We start from the raw sequence: 19319 nt of genomic DNA, 5'->3' as shown, positions 1-19319 counted from the left end.
GGGTTTATGGCGACCAAGCAGACCCAGACGATCCGCATCCGCCTCAAGGCGTTTGATCACAAGCTGCTCGACAGCTCGGCGAAGGAAATCGTCGACACCGCGAAGCGCACCGGCGCCCGCGTGCTCGGCCCGATTCCGCTGCCGACCAAGCGGGAGGTCTACACCGTGTTGACCTCGCCGCACGTGAACAAGGATGCGCGGGATCAATACGAGTTGCGTACGCACAAGCGGCTGATGGACATCGTGGATCCGACCGAGAAGACGGTGGATGCGCTGATGCGCCTGGACCTCGCCGCAGGCGTGGACGTCCAGATCAAGTTGAGTTGATGGCGGACCGCCAATTGGCGGGCTGACATTCTGGCGTCACCGGAGATGGGTTGTTATACTCTCCGGCTTCCTCGGCCCGGGGCGGTTTCGCTGTTCCGGGCCTTGATTTGAGTGTTCGATGGGCAGGCTGCGAGCGCTGCCGGGGACCACTGGGACAGCGATCATGGCGATTGGTGTAATCGGCCGTAAAGCGGGTATGACCCGGGTGTTCACGGAGGATGGCGAGTCCATCCCGGTAACCGTGATCCACGTCGAGGGTAACCGCATTACACAACTGAAGACCCAGGAGCGCGACGGCTACCGCGCCCTGCAGGTCACGACCGGAACGCGGCGCGCGAATCGCGTGGCCCGCCCGCAGCAGGGGCATTACGCCAAGGCGGGTGTCGAGCCGGGGCGCGGTCTCTGGGAGTTCCGCCTGGACGGTGAAGAGGGCGCGGACCTCGAGGTGGGTGCCGAGCTCGGCGTCGACCGTTTCGAGGCCGGCCAGCGGGTGGACGTCAGCGGCACCAGCAAGGGTCGTGGCTTCGCCGGTACGGTCAAACGCTACAACTTCCGTACGCAGGATGCGACGCACGGCAACTCGCTGTCGCACCGCGTGCCGGGCTCGATCGGTCAGATGCAGGACCCGGGCCATGTGTGGAAGGGCAAGAAGATGCCTGGACACATGGGCAACGCGCGGCGGACGACGGCGAATCTCGAGATTGTTCGCGTGGATGCCGAGCGCGGTGTGCTGCTTGTACGCGGCGCCGTGCCGGGTAGTCGCGACGGCGACCTGATCGTCCGTCCGACGATCAAGGCGCAGCGCTGAGGGGGCTCCGATGGAACTGAATATTACTGGCGGCAAGACCGTCGAAGTCGCCGACTCGGCATTCGGGCGCCCGTTCAACGGCGCGCTCGTTCACCAGGCTGTAGAGACGTATCTCGCCGGTGGACGTGCCGGAACGGCCGCGCAGAAGACGCGGGCCGAGGTCAGCGGCGGCGGCTCGAAGCCGTGGCGACAGAAGGGGACCGGCCGGGCGCGTGCCGGGACCATGCGCAGCCCGCTGTGGCGGCATGGCGGCCAGATCTTCCCGCAGAAGCCGCGCAGTTACGCCAAGGGCCTCAACCGGAAGATGTATCGCGGCGCGCTGCGCGCGATCCTCTCCGAACTGGTCCGCGAAGAGCGACTGATCGTGGTCAATGATTTCGGCCTCGACGCGCCGAAAACGAAGAGCATGATCGCGCGCCTCGAAGAGTTCGGCGGCAGTGATGCGCTGATCGTGCTGGCCGGCGAAGACCGCAACGTCCAGCTGGCTGTGCGGAATCTGCCGCACGCGGACGTTACGAACGTCAACGGCGTGAATCCGGTGAGCCTGCTGCGCCACGAGCGCGTCGTGATCACCGTGGAAGCGCTCAAGCAGCTCGAGGAGTGGCTGGCATGAATCGCGAACGCCTCTATCAGGTCATCGAGGCGCCGCACGTTTCCGAGAAGGCGACGTACGGTGCCGACGAGCGGCGCCAGCACGTTTTCCGGGTCGCGCGCGACGCGGACAAGCGCGAAATCCGCAAGGCGGTGGAGCAGATCTTCAGCGTCGAGGTGGAGCGCGTCCAGGTGCTGAACGTGAAAGGCAAGAACAAGCGTTTCGGTGCGATCCAGGGGCGCCGCAAGGGCTGGCGCAAGGCGATCGTTCGCCTCAAGCCGGGTCACGACATCGATTACGCCGGTATGGAAGGGTAAGCGGACATGGCCATCGTCAGAACGAAACCGACGTCACCGGGACGGCGCTTCCGGGTTGAGATCAAGCGGGCCGGTCTGCACAGCGGCGAGCCGTGGGGCCCGCTGGTGGAGAAGGGCAACGCCCATACCGGTGGCCGTAACTCGCAGGGCCGGATCACGACGCGCCATCGCGGTGGCGGTCACAAGCAGCGCTACCGTCGCGTGGATTTCAAGCGCAACAAGGATGGCGTGCCGGCGACCGTGGAGCGGTTGGAGTACGACCCGAACCGCAGCGCGCATCTCGCCCTGCTGAAGTACGCGGACGGCGAGCGCCGCTACATCCTCGCGCCGAAGGGCGTGAAAACGGGTGCGCCGATCCGGTCCGGCCGCGATGCGCCGATCAAGCCGGGCAATACGCTGCCGCTGTCGAATATTCCGATGGGTACGCGCATTCACTGCGTCGAACTCAAGCCGGGCAAGGGCGCCCAGATGGCGCGCAGCGCGGGCACTTCCGTGCAGCTGGTGGCGCGCGAAGGTACGCAGGCGACCCTGCGGCTTCGTTCCGGCGAGATGCGCCGCGTTCCGGTGAGCTGCCGCGCGACCGTCGGTGAGGTCGGTAATGAAGAGCACAGCCTGCGCCAGCTGGGCAAAGCCGGCGCGAAGCGTTGGCAGGGTGTGCGGCCGACCGTTCGTGGTGTCTCGATGAACCCGATCGACCATCCGCATGGCGGTGGTGAGGGTCGCACCTCCGGTGGCCGGCATCCGGTCAGCCCCTGGGGGCAGCCGACCAAGGGTTACAAGACACGCAACAACAAGTCGACGGACAAGAACATCGTCCGCCGCCGTAAACGCAAGAAGTAAAGCGAGGGCTCGATCGTGCCACGTTCACTGCGCAAGGGACCGTTTGTCGACCTGCACCTTCTCAAGAAGGTGGAGCAGGCGCAGGCGGCCAACAATCGCCGGCCGATCAAGACGTGGTCGCGCCGTTCCATGGTGGTGCCGGAAATGGTCGGACTGACGATCGCCGTGCACAACGGACGCCAGCACGTGCCGGTACTCGTCAGCGAGAACATGGTCGGTCACAAGCTTGGTGAATTCGCCGCGACCCGTACGTTCAAGGGGCACGCCGCGAACAAGAAAGGGCGCTAGGGGATAACCATGCAGGCCATTGCCAAACTTCGTATGGCACGGGTGTCACCCCAGAAGGTGCGCCTCGTTGCGGATCAGATCCGGGGGATGCCCGTCGAGAAGGCGCTCAGCACGCTGGCGTTCTCGACCAAGGGAGCGTCCGGGATCATGAAAAAGGTTCTGGAGTCCGCGATCGCGAATGCCGAGCACAATGAAGGCGCGGACGTCGATGAGCTGCGCGTCAGCACGGTGTGCGTCGATGAGGGCCCGGTGATGAAGCGCGTGCAGGCCCGTGCAAAGGGCAGCGCGAACCGCATCCTCAAGCGGACCAGCCACATCCACGTGACCGTGGCCGACCGGTAACAGAGAGGCGAACGGAATGGGTCATAAAGTACATCCGGTAGGCATCCGGCTCGGGATTTCCGCGGACTGGAATTCGACCTGGTACGCGAACAATCGCGACTATGCCGGCTTTCTGAACAACGACATCAAGATCCGCGAGTTCATCGGCAAGGAACTCGCGCACGCCTCGGTCAGCCGAGTGCAGATCGATCGTCCCGCGCGGGCGCTGCATGTGACGATTCACACCGCGCGCCCCGGGATCGTGATCGGCAAGAAGGGCGAGGACATCGAGCGCCTGCGCCGCAAGATCGCCGACGTCGCCGGCCTGACGGTCGGCAGCGTGAAGGTCAACATCGCCGAGATCCGCAAGCCGGAACTCGATGCCAAGCTGGTGGCCGACAACGTGGCCCAGCAGCTCGAGCGTCGCGTGATGTTCCGGCGGGCGATGAAGCGCGTGGTGACGAACACGATGCGCCTCGGGGCGCAGGGTGTGAAGATCCACGTCGCCGGACGTCTCAACGGCGCGGAGATCGCGCGCCGTGAGTGGTACCACGACGGTCGCGTGCCGCTGCATACGCTGCGCGCGGATATTGATTATGGGCTCGCCACGGCGAACACGACGTACGGTTCGCTGGGCATCAAGGTCTGGATCTGCAAGGGCGAAGTATTCGACCTCGAGCAGAAGCGCGAAGCGGCCAAGAGCCAGACGACCCAGAAGTAAGGAGCCGTTGAGCCATGTTGCAGCCGAAACGCACGAAATACCGCAAGCAGCAGAAAGGTAAGAACCGCGGTATCGCGACCAGTGGTGACAAGGTCAGCTTCGGGGAATTTGGCCTGAAGGCCATTGACCGGGGGCGTATCACCTCGCGCCAGATCGAGGCCGCGCGCCGCGCGATGACCCGCCACGTCAAGCGTGGCGGCAAGATCTGGATCCGCCTGTTCCCGGACGTTCCGGTGACCAAGAAGCCGATCGAGGTCCGGATGGGCAAGGGCAAGGGTGGCGTCGAGTACTGGGTCTCCAAGGTCCAGCCCGGCACCATGCTGTACGAAATGGAAGGCGTGTCGGAAGACGTTGCGCGTGAGGCCATGCGCCGCGCCGCGCAGAAACTGCCGGTACGTTGTGTGTTCGTGAATCGGACGATCATGTGATGAAGGCGAGCGAATTGCGTTCCAGCAAAGTAGGTGAACTGAACGAGGAGCTCGTCGAGCTCCGTCGCGAACAGTTCAACCTGCGGATGCAACAGGGCGTCGGCCAGGCGCCGCGTCCCGACCGGATCCGTAAGGTCCGCCGGGATATCGCGCGGGTCAAGACGGTAATCAACGAGAAACTCGCCCAGGGTGAGTCGGCATGACGGAACAAGAGAACACGCGCGCACGCCGCGAACGCGGTTACGTGGTCAGCGCGAAGATGAACAAGGGGGCCACGGTCCTGGTCGAACGGCGCGTGCGCCATCCGCTGTACGGCAAGTTCGTCAAGCGGTCGAAGCGCTACCACGTGCACGACGAAGAGAATACGTGCAAGGCGGGCGACTACGTCGTCATCGAAGAGTGCCGGCCGATCTCCAGGACCAAGGCCTGGCGTCTGGTGCGAGTGCACACGGCGGCTGCCGGGGCGTAAATACCGGGTAATCCCGGATTCAGGTAAGGGAACGAGTCATGATCCAGATGCAGACCAGCCTCAATGCCGCCGACAACAGCGGCGCGCGCCGGGTGCAGTGCATCAAGGTGCTGGGCGGTTCACGGCGCCGCTACGCGTCCATCGGCGACATCATCAAGGTCAGCGTCAAGGACGCGATCCCGCGCGGTCGCGTCAAGAAAGGCGAGGTCTACAACGCGGTCGTCGTGCGCAGCGCCAAGGGCGTGCGCCGCTCGGACGGTTCGCTGATCCGCTTTGATAACAACGCTGCGGTGCTGTTGAACAACAAGTACGAGCCGGTTGGCACCCGTATCTTCGGGCCGGTGACGCGCGAGCTGCGGACCGAGCGGTTCATGAAGATCATCTCGCTCGCGCCCGAGGTCCTCTGAGGGGATACGACGATGAACAGGATCAAGAAAGGTGACGACGTGATCGTGACCGCGGGTCGCGACAAGGGTCGACGCGGGACGGTGCAGCGCGTGCGCGCGGATGGCCGTCTGATCGTCGACAACGTCAATATGGTCAAGAAGCACGAAAAGCCGAACCCGCAGCAGGGGGTTTCCGGCGGTATCGTGGAGAAAGAGGCGCCGATTCACGTCTCGAACGTGATGGTTTACAACCCGACCCGGGGCGCGGGCGACCGCGTGGGCATCAAGACACTCGCTGACGGCAAGAAGGTACGTTACTTCAAGTCCGACGGCGAAGTGGTCGACGTGTAGGCGAGCGGACATGGCACGACTTCAGCAGCAATACCGCGAAACCATCATCCCGAAACTGCGCGAAGAGCGCGGCTTCCGGAATGTGATGGAGGTACCGCATCTCCAGAAGATCACCATCAACATGGGGGTCGGCGAGGCGGTCAGCGACAAAAAGGCGCTCGAGAACGCGCAGGCCGAACTCGCGCAGATCACGGGCCAGAAGCCCATGATTACGCGCGCCCGCAAGTCGGTCGCCGGCTTCAAGGTCCGCGAGGGCTGGCCGATCGGCTGCAAGGTTACCCTGCGCGGTGCCCGTATGTACGAGTTCCTCGATCGGCTGATCAACGTGGGTGTCCCGCGGATCCGCGATTTCCGTGGCTTCAGCCCGAAATCGTTCGACGGTCGTGGCAATTACACGTTCGGCGTGCGCGAACAGATCATTTTCCCCGAGATCGAGTACGACAAGACCGACGCGGTCCGGGGTATGGACATCACTTTGACGACGACGGCGAAGAACAACGAGGAAGCGCGTGCGCTCCTCGACGCGTTCAGTTTCCCGTTCCGGCAGTAGAGGCGGTATCGATGGCTAAGGTTTCAATGGTGGAGCGCGAGCGCAAGCGCGAAAAGACGGTTGCGAAGCACGCCGAAAAGCGCGCGCGGCTCAAGGCGATCGTGAAAGATCCGAATGCCTCGTTCGAGGAGCGTATGGACGCGGTGACGCGGCTTCAGAAGCTCCCGCGCGATGCGAGCCCGGTGCGCAAGCACAACCGCTGTCAGCAGACCGGGCGTCCGCACGGGGTCTATCGCAAGTTCGGTCTTGGCCGCAACAAACTGCGTGAAGCCACGATGCGTGGCGATGTGCCTGGCCTGCGCAAGGCCAGCTGGTAAACGAATCGGGGAGCACGACTGATGAGCATGTCCGATCCAATCGCCGATATGCTGACCCGGATTCGTAACGGGCACATGGCGAACAAGTCGCAGGTCTCGATGGACTCGTCGAAGAAGAAGGTGAACGTCGCCACCGTCCTGAAGGACGAGGGTTACATCGCCGGCTTCCATGTCGAGGGCGAAACGAAGCCCGTGCTGACCATCGAACTCAAGTACTTCGAGGGTCAGCCGGTGATCGAGAACATCAAGCGGGTCAGCCGCCCGGGCCTGCGGATCTATCGTGGCAAGGGTGACCTGCCGCGTGTCCTCAACGGGCTCGGGATCGCGGTCGTATCCACGTCCCATGGCGTGATGAGCGATCGTCAGGCCCGTGCCGAAGGGCACGGCGGCGAAGTGATCTGCACGGTCGCGTAAACGGAGTCAGCGAGATGGTCGAAGCAACGTCGCGCGTCGCCCGCAAGCCGGTCGTGGTACCGGCGAATGTCGAGGTCGACATTCAGGGCCAGCAAATCAGCGTGAAGGGCCCGAAGGGCAGCGATTCCTACACGGTGCACGAATGGGTCGACGTCCGGCGGGACGAGGATGCGGTCCGCTTCGCGCCGCGGCGCGAAGGCCGGCAGGAAAACGCCATGGCCGGGACGATGCGGGCGCTGCTCAACAACATCGTCGTCGGTGTGACGGATGGTTTCCAGCGCAAGCTGGTGATCAAGGGCGTCGGCTACCGCGCGCAGATGCAGGGCAGCAGCCTGAAATTGACGCTCGGCTTTTCGCACGACGTCAATCACCCGGTGCCCGAGGATATCCAGATCGAGTGCCCGAGCCAGACGGAAGTCGTGGTCAAGGGCTCGAGCAAACAGCGCGTCGGCCAGGTGGCCGCCGAGATTCGTGCGTACCGGCCGCCGGAGCCCTACAAGGGCAAGGGCGTGCGGTACGAAAACGAAGAAATCATCATGAAGGAAGCGAAGAAGAAGTAACGCTTCCGCATCGAACGAGTGAAGCCATGGATAAGAAGCGCCAAAGACTCCGTCGTGCCACCCGCGGCCGCGCGAAGATGCGTGATCAGGGTGTAGCCCGGCTGACGATTCATCGCACGCCCCGGCACATCTACGCGCAGGTGCTGGCGCCGAACGGGGACAAGGTCCTCGCTACGGCGTCGACCGTGCAGCGGGATCTCCGCGAGGCGGTCAAGTCGACCGGTAACGTCGAGGCGGCCTCGCTGGTGGGGCGGCGCATCGCCGAGAAGGCGAGCGACGCGGGTGTCACCCGCGTGGCGTTCGATCGCTCGGGTTTTCGTTTCCACGGTCGCGTGAAGGCGCTCGCTGAAGCGGCGCGCGAAAACGGCCTGCAGTTCTGAACGGGTAGATCACGATGGCGAATACCGAAACGGCAGCACAGAGTGCGGACGGCTATCTCGAGAAGCTGGTCTCGATCAACCGCGTCGCGAAGGTCGTCAAGGGTGGCCGGCAGTTCGGCTTCACCGCTTTGACGGTCGTCGGCGACGGTCAGGGCAAGGTCGGGTTCGGCTACGGCAAGGCCCGCGAAGTCCCGCAGGCGATCCAGAAGGCCATGGAGAAGGCGCGCGGCAACATGAAGGACGTCCCGCTCGACGGCGCGACACTGCAGTACGCGCTGGTGGGCCGTCACGGTGCCGCCCGCGTGTACATGCAGCCGGCCTCCGAAGGTACGGGGATCATTGCCGGCGGTGCGATGCGCTCCGTGTTTGAAGTGGCGGGTGTCCACGATGTGCTGGCCAAGATCCAGGGGACGCACAACCACCTCAACGTGGTGCAGGCGACGATCAACGGCCTGTCGAGCATGCAGTCGCCCGAGCGGGTGGCGGCCAAGCGCGGCAAGAGCCTCGAGGAACTGACGGGATAACGGCCATGGCAAAGCAGAAGACCACATCCGGCAAGCTGCGTGTGACGCAGGTGCGCAGCGCCATCGGCCGGCTGAAACGCCACAAGGCGTGCCTGACCGGCCTCGGGATCCGGCGGATGCATCATTCCGTCGAGGTCATCGATACCCCGGAGAATCGGGGCATGATCAATAAGGTCTCGTACATGCTGTCGGTCGAGGAGGCCTGAAATGCGACTTAACGAGCTTCATCCCGCCGACGGCGCGAAGAAAGACGCGGAGCGCGTCGGTCGCGGCATCGGATCGGGTGTCGGCAAGACCGGCGGGCGCGGCCACAAGGGTCAGAAGTCCCGTTCCGGCGGCTTTCACAAGGTCGGCTTCGAGGGCGGCCAGATGCCGCTGCAGCGGCGGCTGCCGAAATTCGGTTTCCGCTCGCGGCTGTCGCGCGAGACGTCGAAGGTGCGCCTGCACGAACTGGCCAAGGTCGAGGGCGAGACCGTCGATCTGCGCAGCCTCAAGTCCGCGGGTGTCATCCCGGCGACGGCCAAGCGTGCACGCGTGTTCGCCTCGGGCACGATCGATCGGGCAGTGACGGTCAAGGGCGTCAAGGTGACCAAGGGTGCACGCGCGGCGATCGAAGCCGCGGGTGGTACGGTCGAGTAATCGCGGTATGGCGCGCACGGCTGCCGCATCGGGTTCCGGAGGCGTAGGCGCTCTGGGGAAGTCGGCCGAGCTGCGCTCGCGGCTGATGTTCGTCCTGCTCGCGCTCGTGATTTTCCGCGTGGGCGCGCACATCACCATCCCGGGGATCGACCCGGTGGTGATGGGGCGGCTGTTCGAGCAGCAGCAGGGCAGCATCCTGGACATGTTCAACATGTTCTCCGGCGGTGCGCTCAAGCGCATGTCGCTGTTCGCCCTGGGCGTGATGCCCTATATCACCGCGTCGATCATCATGCAGCTGATGTCGCACGTGGTCCCGAGCCTCGAGGCCATCCGCAAGGAAGGGGAGGCCGGCCGGCGCAAGATCACGAAATACACGCGCTACCTCACGCTGGCGCTGTGTATCTTCCAGTCGATCGGCATCGGCATCGCGCTGCAGGGCCAACAGGTCGGTGGCGAGGCGCTGGTATTTACGCCCGGACTCGCGTTCGTGTTCACGACCGTCGTCACCCTGAGCACCGGGACGATGTTCCTGATGTGGCTCGGTGAGCAGGTCACGGAACGCGGCGTCGGCAACGGGATCTCGATCCTGATCTTTGCCGGCATCGTATCGGGTCTGCCGGCGGCGCTCGGGGGCACACTGGAACTCGTGCGCACGGGTGAGCTCGCCAGTCCGGTGGTGCTGCTGATCGCGGGTCTGGCGATCGGGGTGACCGGCTTCGTGGTGTTCATCGAGCGCGGTCAGCGCCGGATCACCGTGAATTACGCCCGGCGGCAGCAGGGCAAGAAGATGTACGCCGCGCAGCAGAGCCATCTGCCGCTCAAACTGAACATGGCGGGAGTGATCCCGGCCATTTTCGCCTCGTCGATCATCCTGTTCCCGACCACGATCGCGAACATGGCGGGCCAGACCGGCGAGGGCATGGGCTGGCTGCGGGATCTCGTGGCGACGATGCAGCCGGGTCAGCCGCTGTACGTCATGGCCTATGCGGCCGCGATCATCTTTTTCTGCTTCTTCTACACGTCGCTGGTGTTCGATTCGCGCGACACGGCCGACAACCTGAAGAAGTCGGGCGCATTCATCCCCGGGATCCGTCCCGGTGAACAGACCGCACGGTATATCGATGGCGTGATGACGCGCCTGACCCTGGTCGGGGCGCTCTATATCACGGCGGTCTGCCTGCTGCCGGAGTTCCTGATCATCTGGCTGAACGTGCCCTTCTATTTCGGGGGGACCTCGCTGCTGATCATCGTGATCGTCGTCATGGACTTCATGTCGCAGGTCCAGTCGCATCTGATGAGTCACCAGTACGACAGCCTGATGAAGAAGGCGAACCTGAAGGGCTACAACCGCCGGGGCGGCGGTTAGTAAGGGCCCAAGGGCCAAGGGCCAAGGGCCAAGGGCCAAGGGCCAAGGGCCAAGGGCCAAGGGCCAAGGGCCAAGGGCCAAGGGCCAAGGGCCAAGGGCCAAGGGACGGCGGCAGGTGTTAGGTTTTTGGGCGAAGGCGAGCGGCAATAAGCGGTAGAGGCGCTACGGCACGCCGAGGCGCGGAGGATTTTTTCCTTGGCCCTTGGCCCTCGAAGAAACAACACGGGTCAAAACCAGCGTGGCGCGTACGGGGCCAGCCCCGGGTGGAGAAGAGAAATGAAGGTAAGTGCATCGGTCAAGAAAGTCTGCCGTCATTGCAAGATCATCAAGCGCAACGGCTCGGTGCGCGTGATCTGCCGGGACGCCCGGCACAAGCAGCGGCAGGGGTAACACGGGGGCCGAATCCGGCTCTTGCACAGGACCAGGCTGCGCCGCTATACTGCGCGGCTTCCCAACGGTTTGAGGAGACAGTGCGAATGGCTCGCATCGCAGGCATCAACATCCCGGTGAACAAGCACACCTGGGTGGCCCTGACGTCGATCTACGGGATCGGCCCGACGCGCTCGCGCCAGATCTGCGACGCCGCGGGCGTGCCGGCGGATACGCGCGTGCGGGATCTCTCCGAGGGGGAGGTTGACGCGCTGCGCAACGAGATCGGCCAGTACAGTGTCGAGGGCGATCTCCGGCGCGAAGTCTCCATGAACATCAAGCGTCTGATGGACCTTGGCTGCTACCGCGGCCTCCGCCACCGGCGCGGCCTGCCGCTTCGGGGGCAGCAGACGCAGACGAACGCGCGCACTCGCAAGGGCCCGCGCCGGCCTATCAAGCGCTGATCGCGTAACCAGTCAACGAGCGGGACACCGAGGCAATGGCGAAGACCAAGACCCAGACAACGCCACGGAAGAAGGTGCGTCGCACCGTCTCCGACGGCATTGCGCACGTGCATGCATCGTTCAATAACACGATCATCACGATCACCGACCGCCAGGGCAATGCCCTGAGCTGGGCGACGTCCGGGGGCTCCGGTTTCCGCGGCTCCCGCAAGAGCACGCCGTTCGCGGCGCAGGTCGCCGCCGAGCGCGCCGGCACGGCCGCGAAGGACTACGGCCTGCAGAACCTGGAAGTCCGCGTGAAGGGCCCCGGCCCGGGTCGCGATTCGGCCGTGCGTTCGCTGAACAACGCGGGTTTCAACATCAACAGCATCACCGACGTGACGCCGATTCCCCATAACGGGTGTCGTCCGCCGAAACGTCGGCGCGTCTAAGCCGGGAGGGCGAACGTGGCCAAATATACCGGTCCCAAGTGCAAGCTGAGCCGTCGGGAGGGAACCGATCTCTTCCTCAAGTCCGGCGTCCGCAGCCTTGAGTCGAAATGCAAACTGGATCGCCCGCCGGGCCCGGCGACGGGTCGTCGCGGTCGGGCTTCCGACTACGCCCTGCAGCTGCGCGAGAAGCAGAAGCTCCGGCGCATGTACGGGGTGATGGAAAAGCAGTTCAGCAAGTACTACAAGAAGGCGTCCCAGCGTAAAGGGTCGACCGGCGAGAACCTGCTGCAGTTCCTGGAGCAGCGCCTCGACAACGTCGCGTGGCGGATGGGCTTCGGCAGCACCCGCGCCGAATCGCGGCAGCTGGTGAGCCACAAGGCGATCACGGTCAACGGTGTCGTCGTCAACTGCCCCTCCTACCAGGTGCAGGCACACGACGTTGTCGCGGTCCGTGAGCGCGCCAAAAAGCAGAACCGTCTTTCGGAGTCCGTGGATCTGGCGCAGCAGCGCGGGATTCCGGAGTGGATCGAGGTCGACTCGACCAAAATGGAAGGCGTGTTCAAGTCCGTCCCGGTTCGTAGCGATCTCCCCGCCGAGATCAACGAGTCGCTGGTCGTCGAGCTCTACTCGAAGTAACGGAGGGCGTCAAACCGATGTCCGGTAACGTCAATGAATTCCTGAAGCCGCGGATCGTCGATATTTCGGCGCTAAGCGATTATCGCGCCCGCGTCTCGCTGGAGCCGCTCGAGCGCGGTTTCGGTCACACGCTCGGCAATGCGCTCCGGCGCATCCTGCTGTCGTCGATGCCCGGCGCCGCCATCACGGACGTGCAGATCGAGGGAGTTGTCCACGAGTACACCAGCATCGAGGGTGTACACGAGGACGTGATGGATATCCTCCTGAATCTCAAAGGCGTGGCGATCCGGATGCACGCCCGGGACGAAGCCAGCCTGTCGCTGAAGAAGAAAGGCGGCGGCGTCGTGACGGCGGGTGACATCCAGGCCGATCACGACGTGGAGGTCGCGAATCCCGATCACGTGATCGCGCACCTGACGGATCGCGGTGAGATTGAGGCGACGCTGCATGCACGCAAGGGGCGCGGCTACGAGCCGTCGACCGCCCGCGAGCAGGAAGAGGGCGAGAGCCGCGCCCTCGGCGGCCTCCAGATCGACGCGACCTTCAGCCCGGTGCGCCGGGTGTCGTACAGCGTCGAGAGTGCGCGTGTCGAGCAGCGGACCGACCTCGACAAGCTCGTGTTTGATATCGAGACCAACGGCACCATCGACCCGGAAGAGGCGATTCGCCGCGCGGCCTCGATCCTGCAGGAGCAGCTGTCGGTGTTCGTCGAACTCAAGGGCGACGAGCAGGCGAAGGCCGATGAGAGCGCATCGCAGATCGATCCGATCCTGATGCGCCCGGTCGATGATCTGGAGTTGACGGTTCGTTCCGCGAACTGCCTCAAGGCCGAGAACATCTACTACATCGGGGACCTGATCCAGCGGACCGAGGTGGAGCTGCTGAAGACGCCGAATCTGGGCAAGAAGTCGCTCACCGAGATCAAGGACGTCCTCGCATCCCAGGGGCTGTCGCTCGGCATGCGTCTCGAGGGCTGGCCACCGGCCGAACTCCAGCGTCAGGACAAGGCTTCCTCGGCCTGACCGCCAACCGGATATTGGAACTGCAGTCATGCGTCATCGCAAAAGCGGTAAGCAGCTCAACCGGAACAGCAGCCATCGCTCGGCGATGTTCCGGAATATGTCGGCATCGCTGTTCGAGCACGAGCTGATCAAGACGACGCTGCCGAAGGCGAAAGAACTCCGTCGGCATGCGGAACCCCTGATCACGCTTGCGAAGGAAGACAGCGTTGCCAACCGTCGGCTCGCGTTCAATCGTCTGCGCGACAAGGCCGGCGTGCGCAAGCTCTTCGAGGAACTCGGTCCGCGTTATAGCGAACGCCCCGGCGGCTACGTCCGTATCCTCAAGTGCGGGTACCGCGAAGGCGACAGCGCGCCGATGGCGCTCGTCGAGCTCGTCGACCGGCCCGACGCCCCGTAACGGAATCGGGTCAATCGGTTGTCCCCGAAAAGGCGGCCTCACGGGCCGCCTTTTCTCGTTGCGGCTCCGGATTGTGGCGCCTGGGGACCGCATCGCGTCGGCCGGCCTTGCGTGGCCCGTAGCGCGGGATGGCGGCCCAGGCAGCCCGCCGCGCAATGCCGGCGTTCGCCTGGTACAATGCGGATCGACCCCCGTATCTGAATCGGCATCCCAGTGCTCGATCTTCTCCTCCCGTACCATTTCTACCCGGAGGTAGTCGCGTTCTGCGCGCTCGCCGCCGGCGTCTATGCCGTCGGTCTAAGGCGCATGAGGCAGGCGGGTGAGCGCCCCGGCGTGGGCGCCGCGATCGCCTGGTTTACCGGTATCGTGCTGACCTATGCGGTCATGCACACGTATCTGGATTATCTCTCCCAATACATGTTCTGGGTCCATCGCGGCCAGCACCTGGTACTGCACCATCTGGCGCCGTTTCTGATGGTGCTGGGCGCGCCGCACCGCGTGTTGCCGTACGCCTTCGCGCCGGCGACAAGAGCCCGTCTCGGGGCGGTACTTCGCCACCCGGCCCTGCGCTGGCCCTACCGGACGGTCCAGCATCCCGTGATCGCCCCGGTCCTGTTTGTCGGCCTCATCTTCTTCTGGCTGGACGCCGAAATCCATTTCGATGCAATGTTGAGCATCGATCTGTACCGCGTGATGAACGCGTCGATGCTGATCGACGGCCTGCTGTTCTGGTGGTTGATCGTCGATCCGCGCGGCCGCCAGTCCGGCGGGCTGAGTTTCGGGATCCGGATCCTGCTGCTGTGGGCGATCATGATCCCGCAGATCCTCCTCGGGGCGCAGATCGGTCTCGCCGATGGCGTGCTGTACGACGTCTACGCGGTCTGCGGCCGAGCCTGGCCGCTGGATCCGATTACCGACCAGCGCATCGGCGGTTTCATCACCTGGATCCCGGCGGCGATGATGAGCATGATCGGGGCACTGGTGGTGTTCCGGCTGTGGCTGCGCGAAAGCACCCGGCCGGCGTCGACCACTATAAATGGAGCAAGCGTATGAGATATCCCGCGCGCATCATGGCCGGTGCCCTGCTGGCCCTGGGCCTGCTCCTGCTCAATGGCTGCGCCGAGGAAGAGCCCTGGAACCTGCGCGATGTCAGCGGCCTGATGCCGGATCTGGAGTTCGAGCTGACGCGGGCGGAAGACCGGGAGACCGTGACCGAAGCCGCATACGACGACAAGATCAAGGTCATGTATTTCGGCTTCACCAGCTGCCCGGACATGTGTCCGCTGACACTGGCCCGCTTCTCGCAGGCCCTGCAGCAGATGGACGAGGAATACGCCGACGAGGTGCGCGTGCTGTTCGTCTCGGTCGATCCCGAACGCGATACGCCCGAGCGGCTCGCCAAGTACGTCGACAGCTTCGGGGAACGCTTCGTCGGCCTGCGCGGACCCATCCCGTACCTTCGGGATCTCACCAAGCGCTACCGCACCACCTTCGGCTACGGCAAGCCCGACGACAGCGGGTTCTACGATGTCTCGCACTCCAACGCGGCCTTCATCTTCGACCGCGACGGAGAAATCCGCCTGCTCGGCCGCGAAGACGACGACATCGACGACCTGGCCGCGGATCTGGAACGCCTCGCCGAATCGGACGGGTGGTAGGGCGAAGGGCGAAGGGCGAAGGGCCAAGGGCCAAGGGCCAAGGGCCAAGGGCCAAGGGCCAAGGGCCAAGGGCCGAGGAGCGCGTCCCGCGTCTGACGGAATCGAAAAGCCGTCAACGTAGGTTGGGTTGACGAAGGAAACCCAACGCGACAAGCGGTCCGTCGCCCCGGCGGACACGCGCATCGAATGCGGCCGCCGCTACTGTGTAGGCCGGCCTTGTGCGGTCTGCACAGCCGGATACCGGCCCTGGCATTTCACCGCGCAATGCCGGCATTCCCCGGCGGCGAGTGACGGTGCACGTCTCGAATCGAATGTGGGGACGCGCCGGGGAAGGCCGGCCTACGTGGGCGTTCGTCATTGAATGGACCTCCCGACGTAGGCGCGTCTTCGACCGGGCCACCGTACCGGTCGAATGCGCGCGGTGCGCCCGAAGCGATCGAGTCTGCCGTACCGCCGGCCGCGCGCGTTCGCCTCCGGCGAAAACGCGCCTACCGCCGCTCCCGAAGCAAACCGATCATCCTTCGCCCTTCGCCCTTCGCCCTTCGCCCTTGGCCCTTGGCCCTTGGCCCTTGGCCCTTACCCCCGCTTCTCACCCCGCTGCGCGGCCTTGACCCGATCGCCCAGGATCTCACGCAGGTAGCGCCCGGTATGCGAGGCCTCGACCGTCGCGACCTCCTCGGGCGTGCCCGTCGCCACGATCTCGCCGCCTTTCTCGCCCCCTTCGGGGCCGAGATCGACAACCCAATCCGCGGTCTTGATCACATCGAGATCGTGCTCGATCACGACGATCGTATTGCCGTGGTCGCGCAGGCGGTGCAGCACCTTCAGCAACTGATCCACGTCATGGAAATGCAGGCCCGTGGTCGGCTCGTCGAGGATATACAGCGTCCGCCCGGTATCGCGCTTCGACAACTCGCGCGCCAGCTTCACCCGCTGGGCCTCGCCGCCGGAGAGTGTGGTCGCGTTCTGGCCGAGCGTGATGTAGGACAGGCCGACATCCATCAGCGTATCGAGCTTGCGCTTGAGCACCGGGACCGGTGCAAAAAACTCCCACGCCTCTTCGACCGTCATCGCCAGCACATCCGCGATGCTCTTGTCCTTGTACTGGATATCGAGCGTCTCGCGGTTATAGCGCGCGCCTTTGCACACCTCGCAGGTCACGTACATGTCCGCCAGGAAGTGCATCTCCACCTTGATCACGCCATCGCCCTGGCACGCCTCGCAGCGCCCGCCCTTCACGTTGAAGCTGAAGCGCCCGGATTTGTAACCGCGTGAGCGCGCCTCGTGCGTGCCCGCGAACAGCTCACGGATGGGCGTGAACAGCCCCGTGTAGGTGGCCGGGTTCGAGCGCGGCGTGCGCCCGATCGGGCTCTGATCGATATCGACAACCTTGTCGAAGTACTCCAGTCCATCGATGGATTCCAGCGGAGCCATTTCCCGCGTGGATCCATACAGATGATGGGCCATGTGCGGATAGAGCGTGTTGTTGATGAGCGTCGACTTGCCCGAGCCCGAGACCCCGGTCACGCAGGTGAACAGGCCGCAGGGGATCTGCGCGGTCACGTCCTTCAGGTTGTTGCCGCTGGCCGCGTGCAGAACCAGGGCGCGCTCGTCGCGGGCATGGCGCTCCGCCGGGATCTCGATGCGCCGGTGCCCGGACAGGTACTGCCCGGTGAGCGAGGCGGGGTTGCGCTCGACCTCGGCCGGGGTCCCCTCGGCCACCACGTGACCGCCGTGCACGCCGGCGCCCGGGCCGATGTCGACCACGTGATCGGCCGTGCGGATCGCCTCCTCGTCATGCTCGACCACGATGACCGTGTTGCCCATGTCGCGCAGGTTCGAAAGCGTCTGCAGCAGGCGATGGTTGTCGCGCTGGTGCAGGCCGATCGAGGGCTCGTCGAGCACGTACATCACCCCCACCAGCCCGGCGCCGATCTGGCTCGCGAGGCGGATGCGCTGGGCCTCGCCGCCGGACAGGGTCTCGGCGCTGCGCTCCAGAGTCAGGTACTCGAGGCCGACGTTGACCAGGAACTCGAGCCGCTGGCGGATCTCCTTGACGATCTTCGCCGCGATCTCACCACGGTGACCCGGCAGCGACAACTGACCGAACCAGGCCGCGGCGGGCCCGATCGGCATGCGCACGACCGCGGGCAGCGGCGTATCGTCAACGAACACGTAACGCGCATGCTCGTTCAGCCGCGATCCCTGGCATGCGGGGCAGACCTGCTGGCTGATGTATTTGGCCAGCTCCTCGCGCACCGCCATCGAATCGGTCTCCTGATGGCGCCGCTCCATATTGTGGACGATACCCTCGAACGGGCGCCGCCGGCTGACCGTGTGACCGCGCTCGTTGACGTACTGGAACTCGATCTCGCGGTCGCCGCTGCCGTAGAGCAGCAGATCGCGGACCTCCTGCGGCAGTTCCTCGAACGGCGTCTCCGGATCGAAGTCCGCGTACTTCGCCAGCGACTGCACCATCTGGTAGTAATACGCGTTGCGCCGGTCCCAGCCGCGGATGGCACCGCCCGCCAGGCTCAGGTGCGGGTGCGCGACGATCCGGTCCGGATCGAAGAACTGGTGCGTGCCGAGCCCGTCGCAGGTCGGACAGGCGCCCGCCGGATTGTTGAACGAGAACAGCCGCGGTTCCATCTCCGCGACCGCGTAGCCGCACTCCGGGCAGGCGAACTTCGACGAGAAGGTGATCTCGGCCGCGTCCGGGTCATCCATCCAGGCCAGGCGCATGATCCCGTCGGCGAGGTTGAGCGCGGTCTCCACCGACTCGGCCACGCGCAGGCGCTGATCCTCGCGCACCCGCAGACGATCGACGACGATCTCGACCGTATGCTTGCGCCGCGGATCCAGTTTCGGCGTCGCATCGAGCTCGTGGATCTCGCCGTCGATCCGCGCGCGGATGAATCCCTGCGTGCGGAATTTGGCCAGCAGGGCCGTATGCTCACCCTTGCGGTTGTCCACCACCGGCGCCAGCAGCATCAGCTTGCTGCCCTCCGGCAGCGCCAGGATCTGGTCCGTCATCTGGCTGACCGTCTGCGCCTCGAGCACGGTCCCATGCTCCGGGCACTGGGGGGTGCCGGCGCGGGCGTAGAGCAGGCGCAGGTAGTCGTAGATCTCGGTGATCGTGCCGACCGTCGAGCGCGGATTATGCGAAGTCGCCTTCTGTTCGATCGAGATCGCCGGCGACAGGCCCTCGATGCTGTCGACGTCAGGCTTCTCCATGACCGACAGGAACTGCCGCGCATAGGCCGACAGCGACTCGACATAGCGCCGTTGCCCCTCGGCGAACACCGTGTCGAACGCGAGCGAGGACTTGCCCGAGCCCGACAGCCCGGTGACGACGATCAGCCGATCGCGGGGCAGGTCGACATCGATGCCCTTGAGATTGTGGGTGCGGGCACCGCGGACGCTGATACTGGCCATGGAGAATTCCGGGAGTGTCTACTGCAAAGAAAAAAGTAATCAAGCCGCCTCGTTGCAGACGTAGGCCGGCTTGCGACCGAAGGGAGCCAGCCGGCGAGCGAGTCCGGGGCGCTTTACAGGTGCACGCCGGCTGTTGCCTTCGGCAAAAGCCGGCCTACGCTCCGGCAACGCGCCCCTGTAGGAGCGAGCTTGCTCGCGATCGTGCCCGCACCACGCATCGGCCCGGCAGGCCCATGCAGATAGCACTGCCGCGATCCCCGACAACGCCCCACCGCAACGCTCGAATGCACACCGCCCGCGAAACGTACC

The 19319-nt window shown here is 64.8% G+C and carries 31 protein-coding genes; 30 read left to right on the top strand and 1 reads right to left on the bottom strand.

From position 1 onward, the window contains the following. Positions 1-6: 6 nt before the first annotated feature. The 30 genes from rpsJ (at position 7) to A0W70_RS15255 (ending at position 15575) form a co-directional block, all read left to right on the top strand. Positions 7-327, top strand: a complete 321-nt coding sequence (gene rpsJ, locus A0W70_RS15400; RefSeq protein WP_067564036.1) for a 30S ribosomal protein S10 — start codon at positions 7-9, stop codon at positions 325-327. A 163-nt stretch (positions 328-490) separates the two neighbouring features. Continuing rightward, positions 491-1135, top strand: a complete 645-nt coding sequence (gene rplC, locus A0W70_RS15395; protein ID WP_067564031.1) for a 50S ribosomal protein L3 — start codon at positions 491-493, stop codon at positions 1133-1135. A gap of 10 nt (positions 1136-1145) precedes the next feature. After that, positions 1146-1748 carry a 50S ribosomal protein L4 gene (gene rplD, locus A0W70_RS15390; protein WP_067564028.1) on the top strand — a complete coding sequence of 201 codons (603 nt, stop codon included), beginning with the start codon at positions 1146-1148 and terminating at the stop codon, positions 1746-1748. Continuing rightward, entirely contained in the window at positions 1745-2044 is a 300-nt protein-coding gene (gene rplW, locus A0W70_RS15385) for a 50S ribosomal protein L23 (protein WP_067564024.1), read from the top strand. The genes rplD and rplW overlap by 4 nt, the downstream gene beginning before the upstream one ends. 6 nt (positions 2045-2050) lie before the next feature. After that, a complete protein-coding gene (gene rplB / locus A0W70_RS15380) occupies positions 2051-2884 on the top strand; it encodes a 50S ribosomal protein L2 (RefSeq protein WP_067564019.1) in 834 nt (277 codons plus the stop codon). A gap of 15 nt (positions 2885-2899) precedes the next feature. Continuing rightward, a complete protein-coding gene (gene rpsS, locus A0W70_RS15375) occupies positions 2900-3172 on the top strand; it encodes a 30S ribosomal protein S19 (protein WP_067564016.1) in 273 nt (90 codons plus the stop codon). A gap of 3 nt (positions 3173-3175) precedes the next feature. Next, a complete protein-coding gene (gene rplV, locus A0W70_RS15370) occupies positions 3176-3514 on the top strand; it encodes a 50S ribosomal protein L22 (RefSeq protein ID WP_425402604.1) in 339 nt (112 codons plus the stop codon). A 16-nt stretch (positions 3515-3530) separates the two neighbouring features. Beyond that, positions 3531-4214 carry a 30S ribosomal protein S3 gene (gene rpsC, locus A0W70_RS15365; RefSeq protein ID WP_067564007.1) on the top strand — a complete coding sequence of 228 codons (684 nt, stop codon included), beginning with the start codon at positions 3531-3533 and terminating at the stop codon, positions 4212-4214. A 14-nt stretch (positions 4215-4228) separates the two neighbouring features. Beyond that, positions 4229-4642, top strand: coding sequence for a 50S ribosomal protein L16 (rplP, locus tag A0W70_RS15360; RefSeq protein WP_067564003.1), 414 nt, complete (start codon positions 4229-4231; stop codon positions 4640-4642). Then, a complete protein-coding gene (rpmC, locus tag A0W70_RS15355) occupies positions 4642-4845 on the top strand; it encodes a 50S ribosomal protein L29 (protein ID WP_067563999.1) in 204 nt (67 codons plus the stop codon). Before rplP ends, rpmC begins: the two co-directional genes overlap by 1 nt. Beyond that, entirely contained in the window at positions 4842-5111 is a 270-nt protein-coding gene (gene rpsQ / locus A0W70_RS15350) for a 30S ribosomal protein S17 (protein WP_067563995.1), read from the top strand. The genes rpmC and rpsQ overlap by 4 nt, the downstream gene beginning before the upstream one ends. A gap of 38 nt (positions 5112-5149) precedes the next feature. Continuing rightward, positions 5150-5518, top strand: coding sequence for a 50S ribosomal protein L14 (gene rplN, locus A0W70_RS15345; protein WP_067563991.1), 369 nt, complete (start codon positions 5150-5152; stop codon positions 5516-5518). Between the two features lie 12 nt (positions 5519-5530). After that, entirely contained in the window at positions 5531-5848 is a 318-nt protein-coding gene (gene rplX, locus A0W70_RS15340) for a 50S ribosomal protein L24 (RefSeq protein ID WP_067563986.1), read from the top strand. Positions 5849-5858: 10 nt separating this feature from the next. Next, complete coding sequence (gene rplE / locus A0W70_RS15335; protein ID WP_067563983.1) at positions 5859-6398, top strand: 50S ribosomal protein L5; 540 nt, start codon at positions 5859-5861, stop codon at positions 6396-6398. Positions 6399-6409: 11 nt separating this feature from the next. Beyond that, entirely contained in the window at positions 6410-6715 is a 306-nt protein-coding gene (rpsN, locus tag A0W70_RS15330; protein WP_067563979.1) for a 30S ribosomal protein S14, read from the top strand. A gap of 21 nt (positions 6716-6736) precedes the next feature. Continuing rightward, positions 6737-7129: a 30S ribosomal protein S8 gene (gene rpsH / locus A0W70_RS15325; protein WP_067563975.1), complete on the top strand. Its 393-nt coding sequence runs from the start codon at positions 6737-6739 to the stop codon at positions 7127-7129. Positions 7130-7143: 14 nt separating this feature from the next. Then, complete coding sequence (gene rplF / locus A0W70_RS15320; protein ID WP_067563972.1) at positions 7144-7689, top strand: 50S ribosomal protein L6; 546 nt, start codon at positions 7144-7146, stop codon at positions 7687-7689. Positions 7690-7715: 26 nt separating this feature from the next. Next, on the top strand, positions 7716-8069 hold the full coding sequence (gene rplR / locus A0W70_RS15315; RefSeq protein WP_067563967.1) for a 50S ribosomal protein L18: 354 nt from the start codon (positions 7716-7718) through the stop codon (positions 8067-8069). Positions 8070-8083: 14 nt separating this feature from the next. Further along, positions 8084-8593, top strand: a complete 510-nt coding sequence (rpsE, locus tag A0W70_RS15310) for a 30S ribosomal protein S5 (RefSeq protein ID WP_067563962.1) — start codon at positions 8084-8086, stop codon at positions 8591-8593. 5 nt (positions 8594-8598) lie between these two features. Beyond that, a complete protein-coding gene (gene rpmD / locus A0W70_RS15305; RefSeq protein WP_067563959.1) occupies positions 8599-8799 on the top strand; it encodes a 50S ribosomal protein L30 in 201 nt (66 codons plus the stop codon). 1 nt (position 8800) lies between these two features. Then, a complete protein-coding gene (gene rplO, locus A0W70_RS15300) occupies positions 8801-9232 on the top strand; it encodes a 50S ribosomal protein L15 (protein ID WP_067563955.1) in 432 nt (143 codons plus the stop codon). 7 nt (positions 9233-9239) lie between these two features. Continuing rightward, positions 9240-10598 carry a preprotein translocase subunit SecY gene (secY, locus tag A0W70_RS15295; protein ID WP_067563952.1) on the top strand — a complete coding sequence of 453 codons (1359 nt, stop codon included), beginning with the start codon at positions 9240-9242 and terminating at the stop codon, positions 10596-10598. Between the two features lie 276 nt (positions 10599-10874). Continuing rightward, positions 10875-10988 (top strand): 50S ribosomal protein L36, encoded by a 114-nt coding sequence (gene rpmJ / locus A0W70_RS15290; RefSeq protein ID WP_067563949.1) that lies wholly within the window; start codon positions 10875-10877, stop codon positions 10986-10988. An 86-nt stretch (positions 10989-11074) separates the two neighbouring features. Continuing rightward, positions 11075-11431, top strand: a complete 357-nt coding sequence (rpsM, locus tag A0W70_RS15285) for a 30S ribosomal protein S13 (protein ID WP_067563946.1) — start codon at positions 11075-11077, stop codon at positions 11429-11431. A 35-nt stretch (positions 11432-11466) separates the two neighbouring features. Continuing rightward, on the top strand, positions 11467-11862 hold the full coding sequence (gene rpsK, locus A0W70_RS15280; protein ID WP_067563943.1) for a 30S ribosomal protein S11: 396 nt from the start codon (positions 11467-11469) through the stop codon (positions 11860-11862). A gap of 15 nt (positions 11863-11877) precedes the next feature. After that, the gene (gene rpsD / locus A0W70_RS15275; protein ID WP_067563939.1) at positions 11878-12498 is read left to right on the top strand and encodes a 30S ribosomal protein S4; all 621 of its coding nucleotides are present in this window, start codon (positions 11878-11880) and stop codon (positions 12496-12498) included. Positions 12499-12515: 17 nt separating this feature from the next. Then, positions 12516-13520 carry a DNA-directed RNA polymerase subunit alpha gene (locus A0W70_RS15270; protein WP_067563934.1) on the top strand — a complete coding sequence of 335 codons (1005 nt, stop codon included), beginning with the start codon at positions 12516-12518 and terminating at the stop codon, positions 13518-13520. A gap of 28 nt (positions 13521-13548) precedes the next feature. Continuing rightward, positions 13549-13917 (top strand): 50S ribosomal protein L17, encoded by a 369-nt coding sequence (gene rplQ, locus A0W70_RS15265; protein ID WP_067563931.1) that lies wholly within the window; start codon positions 13549-13551, stop codon positions 13915-13917. 213 nt (positions 13918-14130) lie between these two features. After that, the gene (locus tag A0W70_RS15260) at positions 14131-14970 is read left to right on the top strand and encodes a cytochrome c oxidase assembly protein (RefSeq protein ID WP_245675902.1); all 840 of its coding nucleotides are present in this window, start codon (positions 14131-14133) and stop codon (positions 14968-14970) included. Beyond that, positions 14967-15575 (top strand): SCO family protein, encoded by a 609-nt coding sequence (locus A0W70_RS15255; RefSeq protein WP_067563921.1) that lies wholly within the window; start codon positions 14967-14969, stop codon positions 15573-15575. The genes A0W70_RS15260 and A0W70_RS15255 overlap by 4 nt, the downstream gene beginning before the upstream one ends. A 576-nt stretch (positions 15576-16151) precedes the next feature. On the opposite strand, the gene uvrA is transcribed toward A0W70_RS15255, so the two are convergent. Then, entirely contained in the window at positions 16152-19010 is a 2859-nt protein-coding gene (uvrA, locus tag A0W70_RS15250) for an excinuclease ABC subunit UvrA (protein WP_067563918.1), read from the bottom strand. Positions 19011-19319 lie beyond the last annotated feature (309 nt).

The sequence above is a fragment of the Halofilum ochraceum genome (assembly GCF_001614315.2).
Lineage (GTDB): Bacteria > Pseudomonadota > Gammaproteobacteria > XJ16 > Halofilaceae > Halofilum > Halofilum ochraceum.
This window is presented reverse-complemented; position numbering and strand designations above follow the sequence as displayed.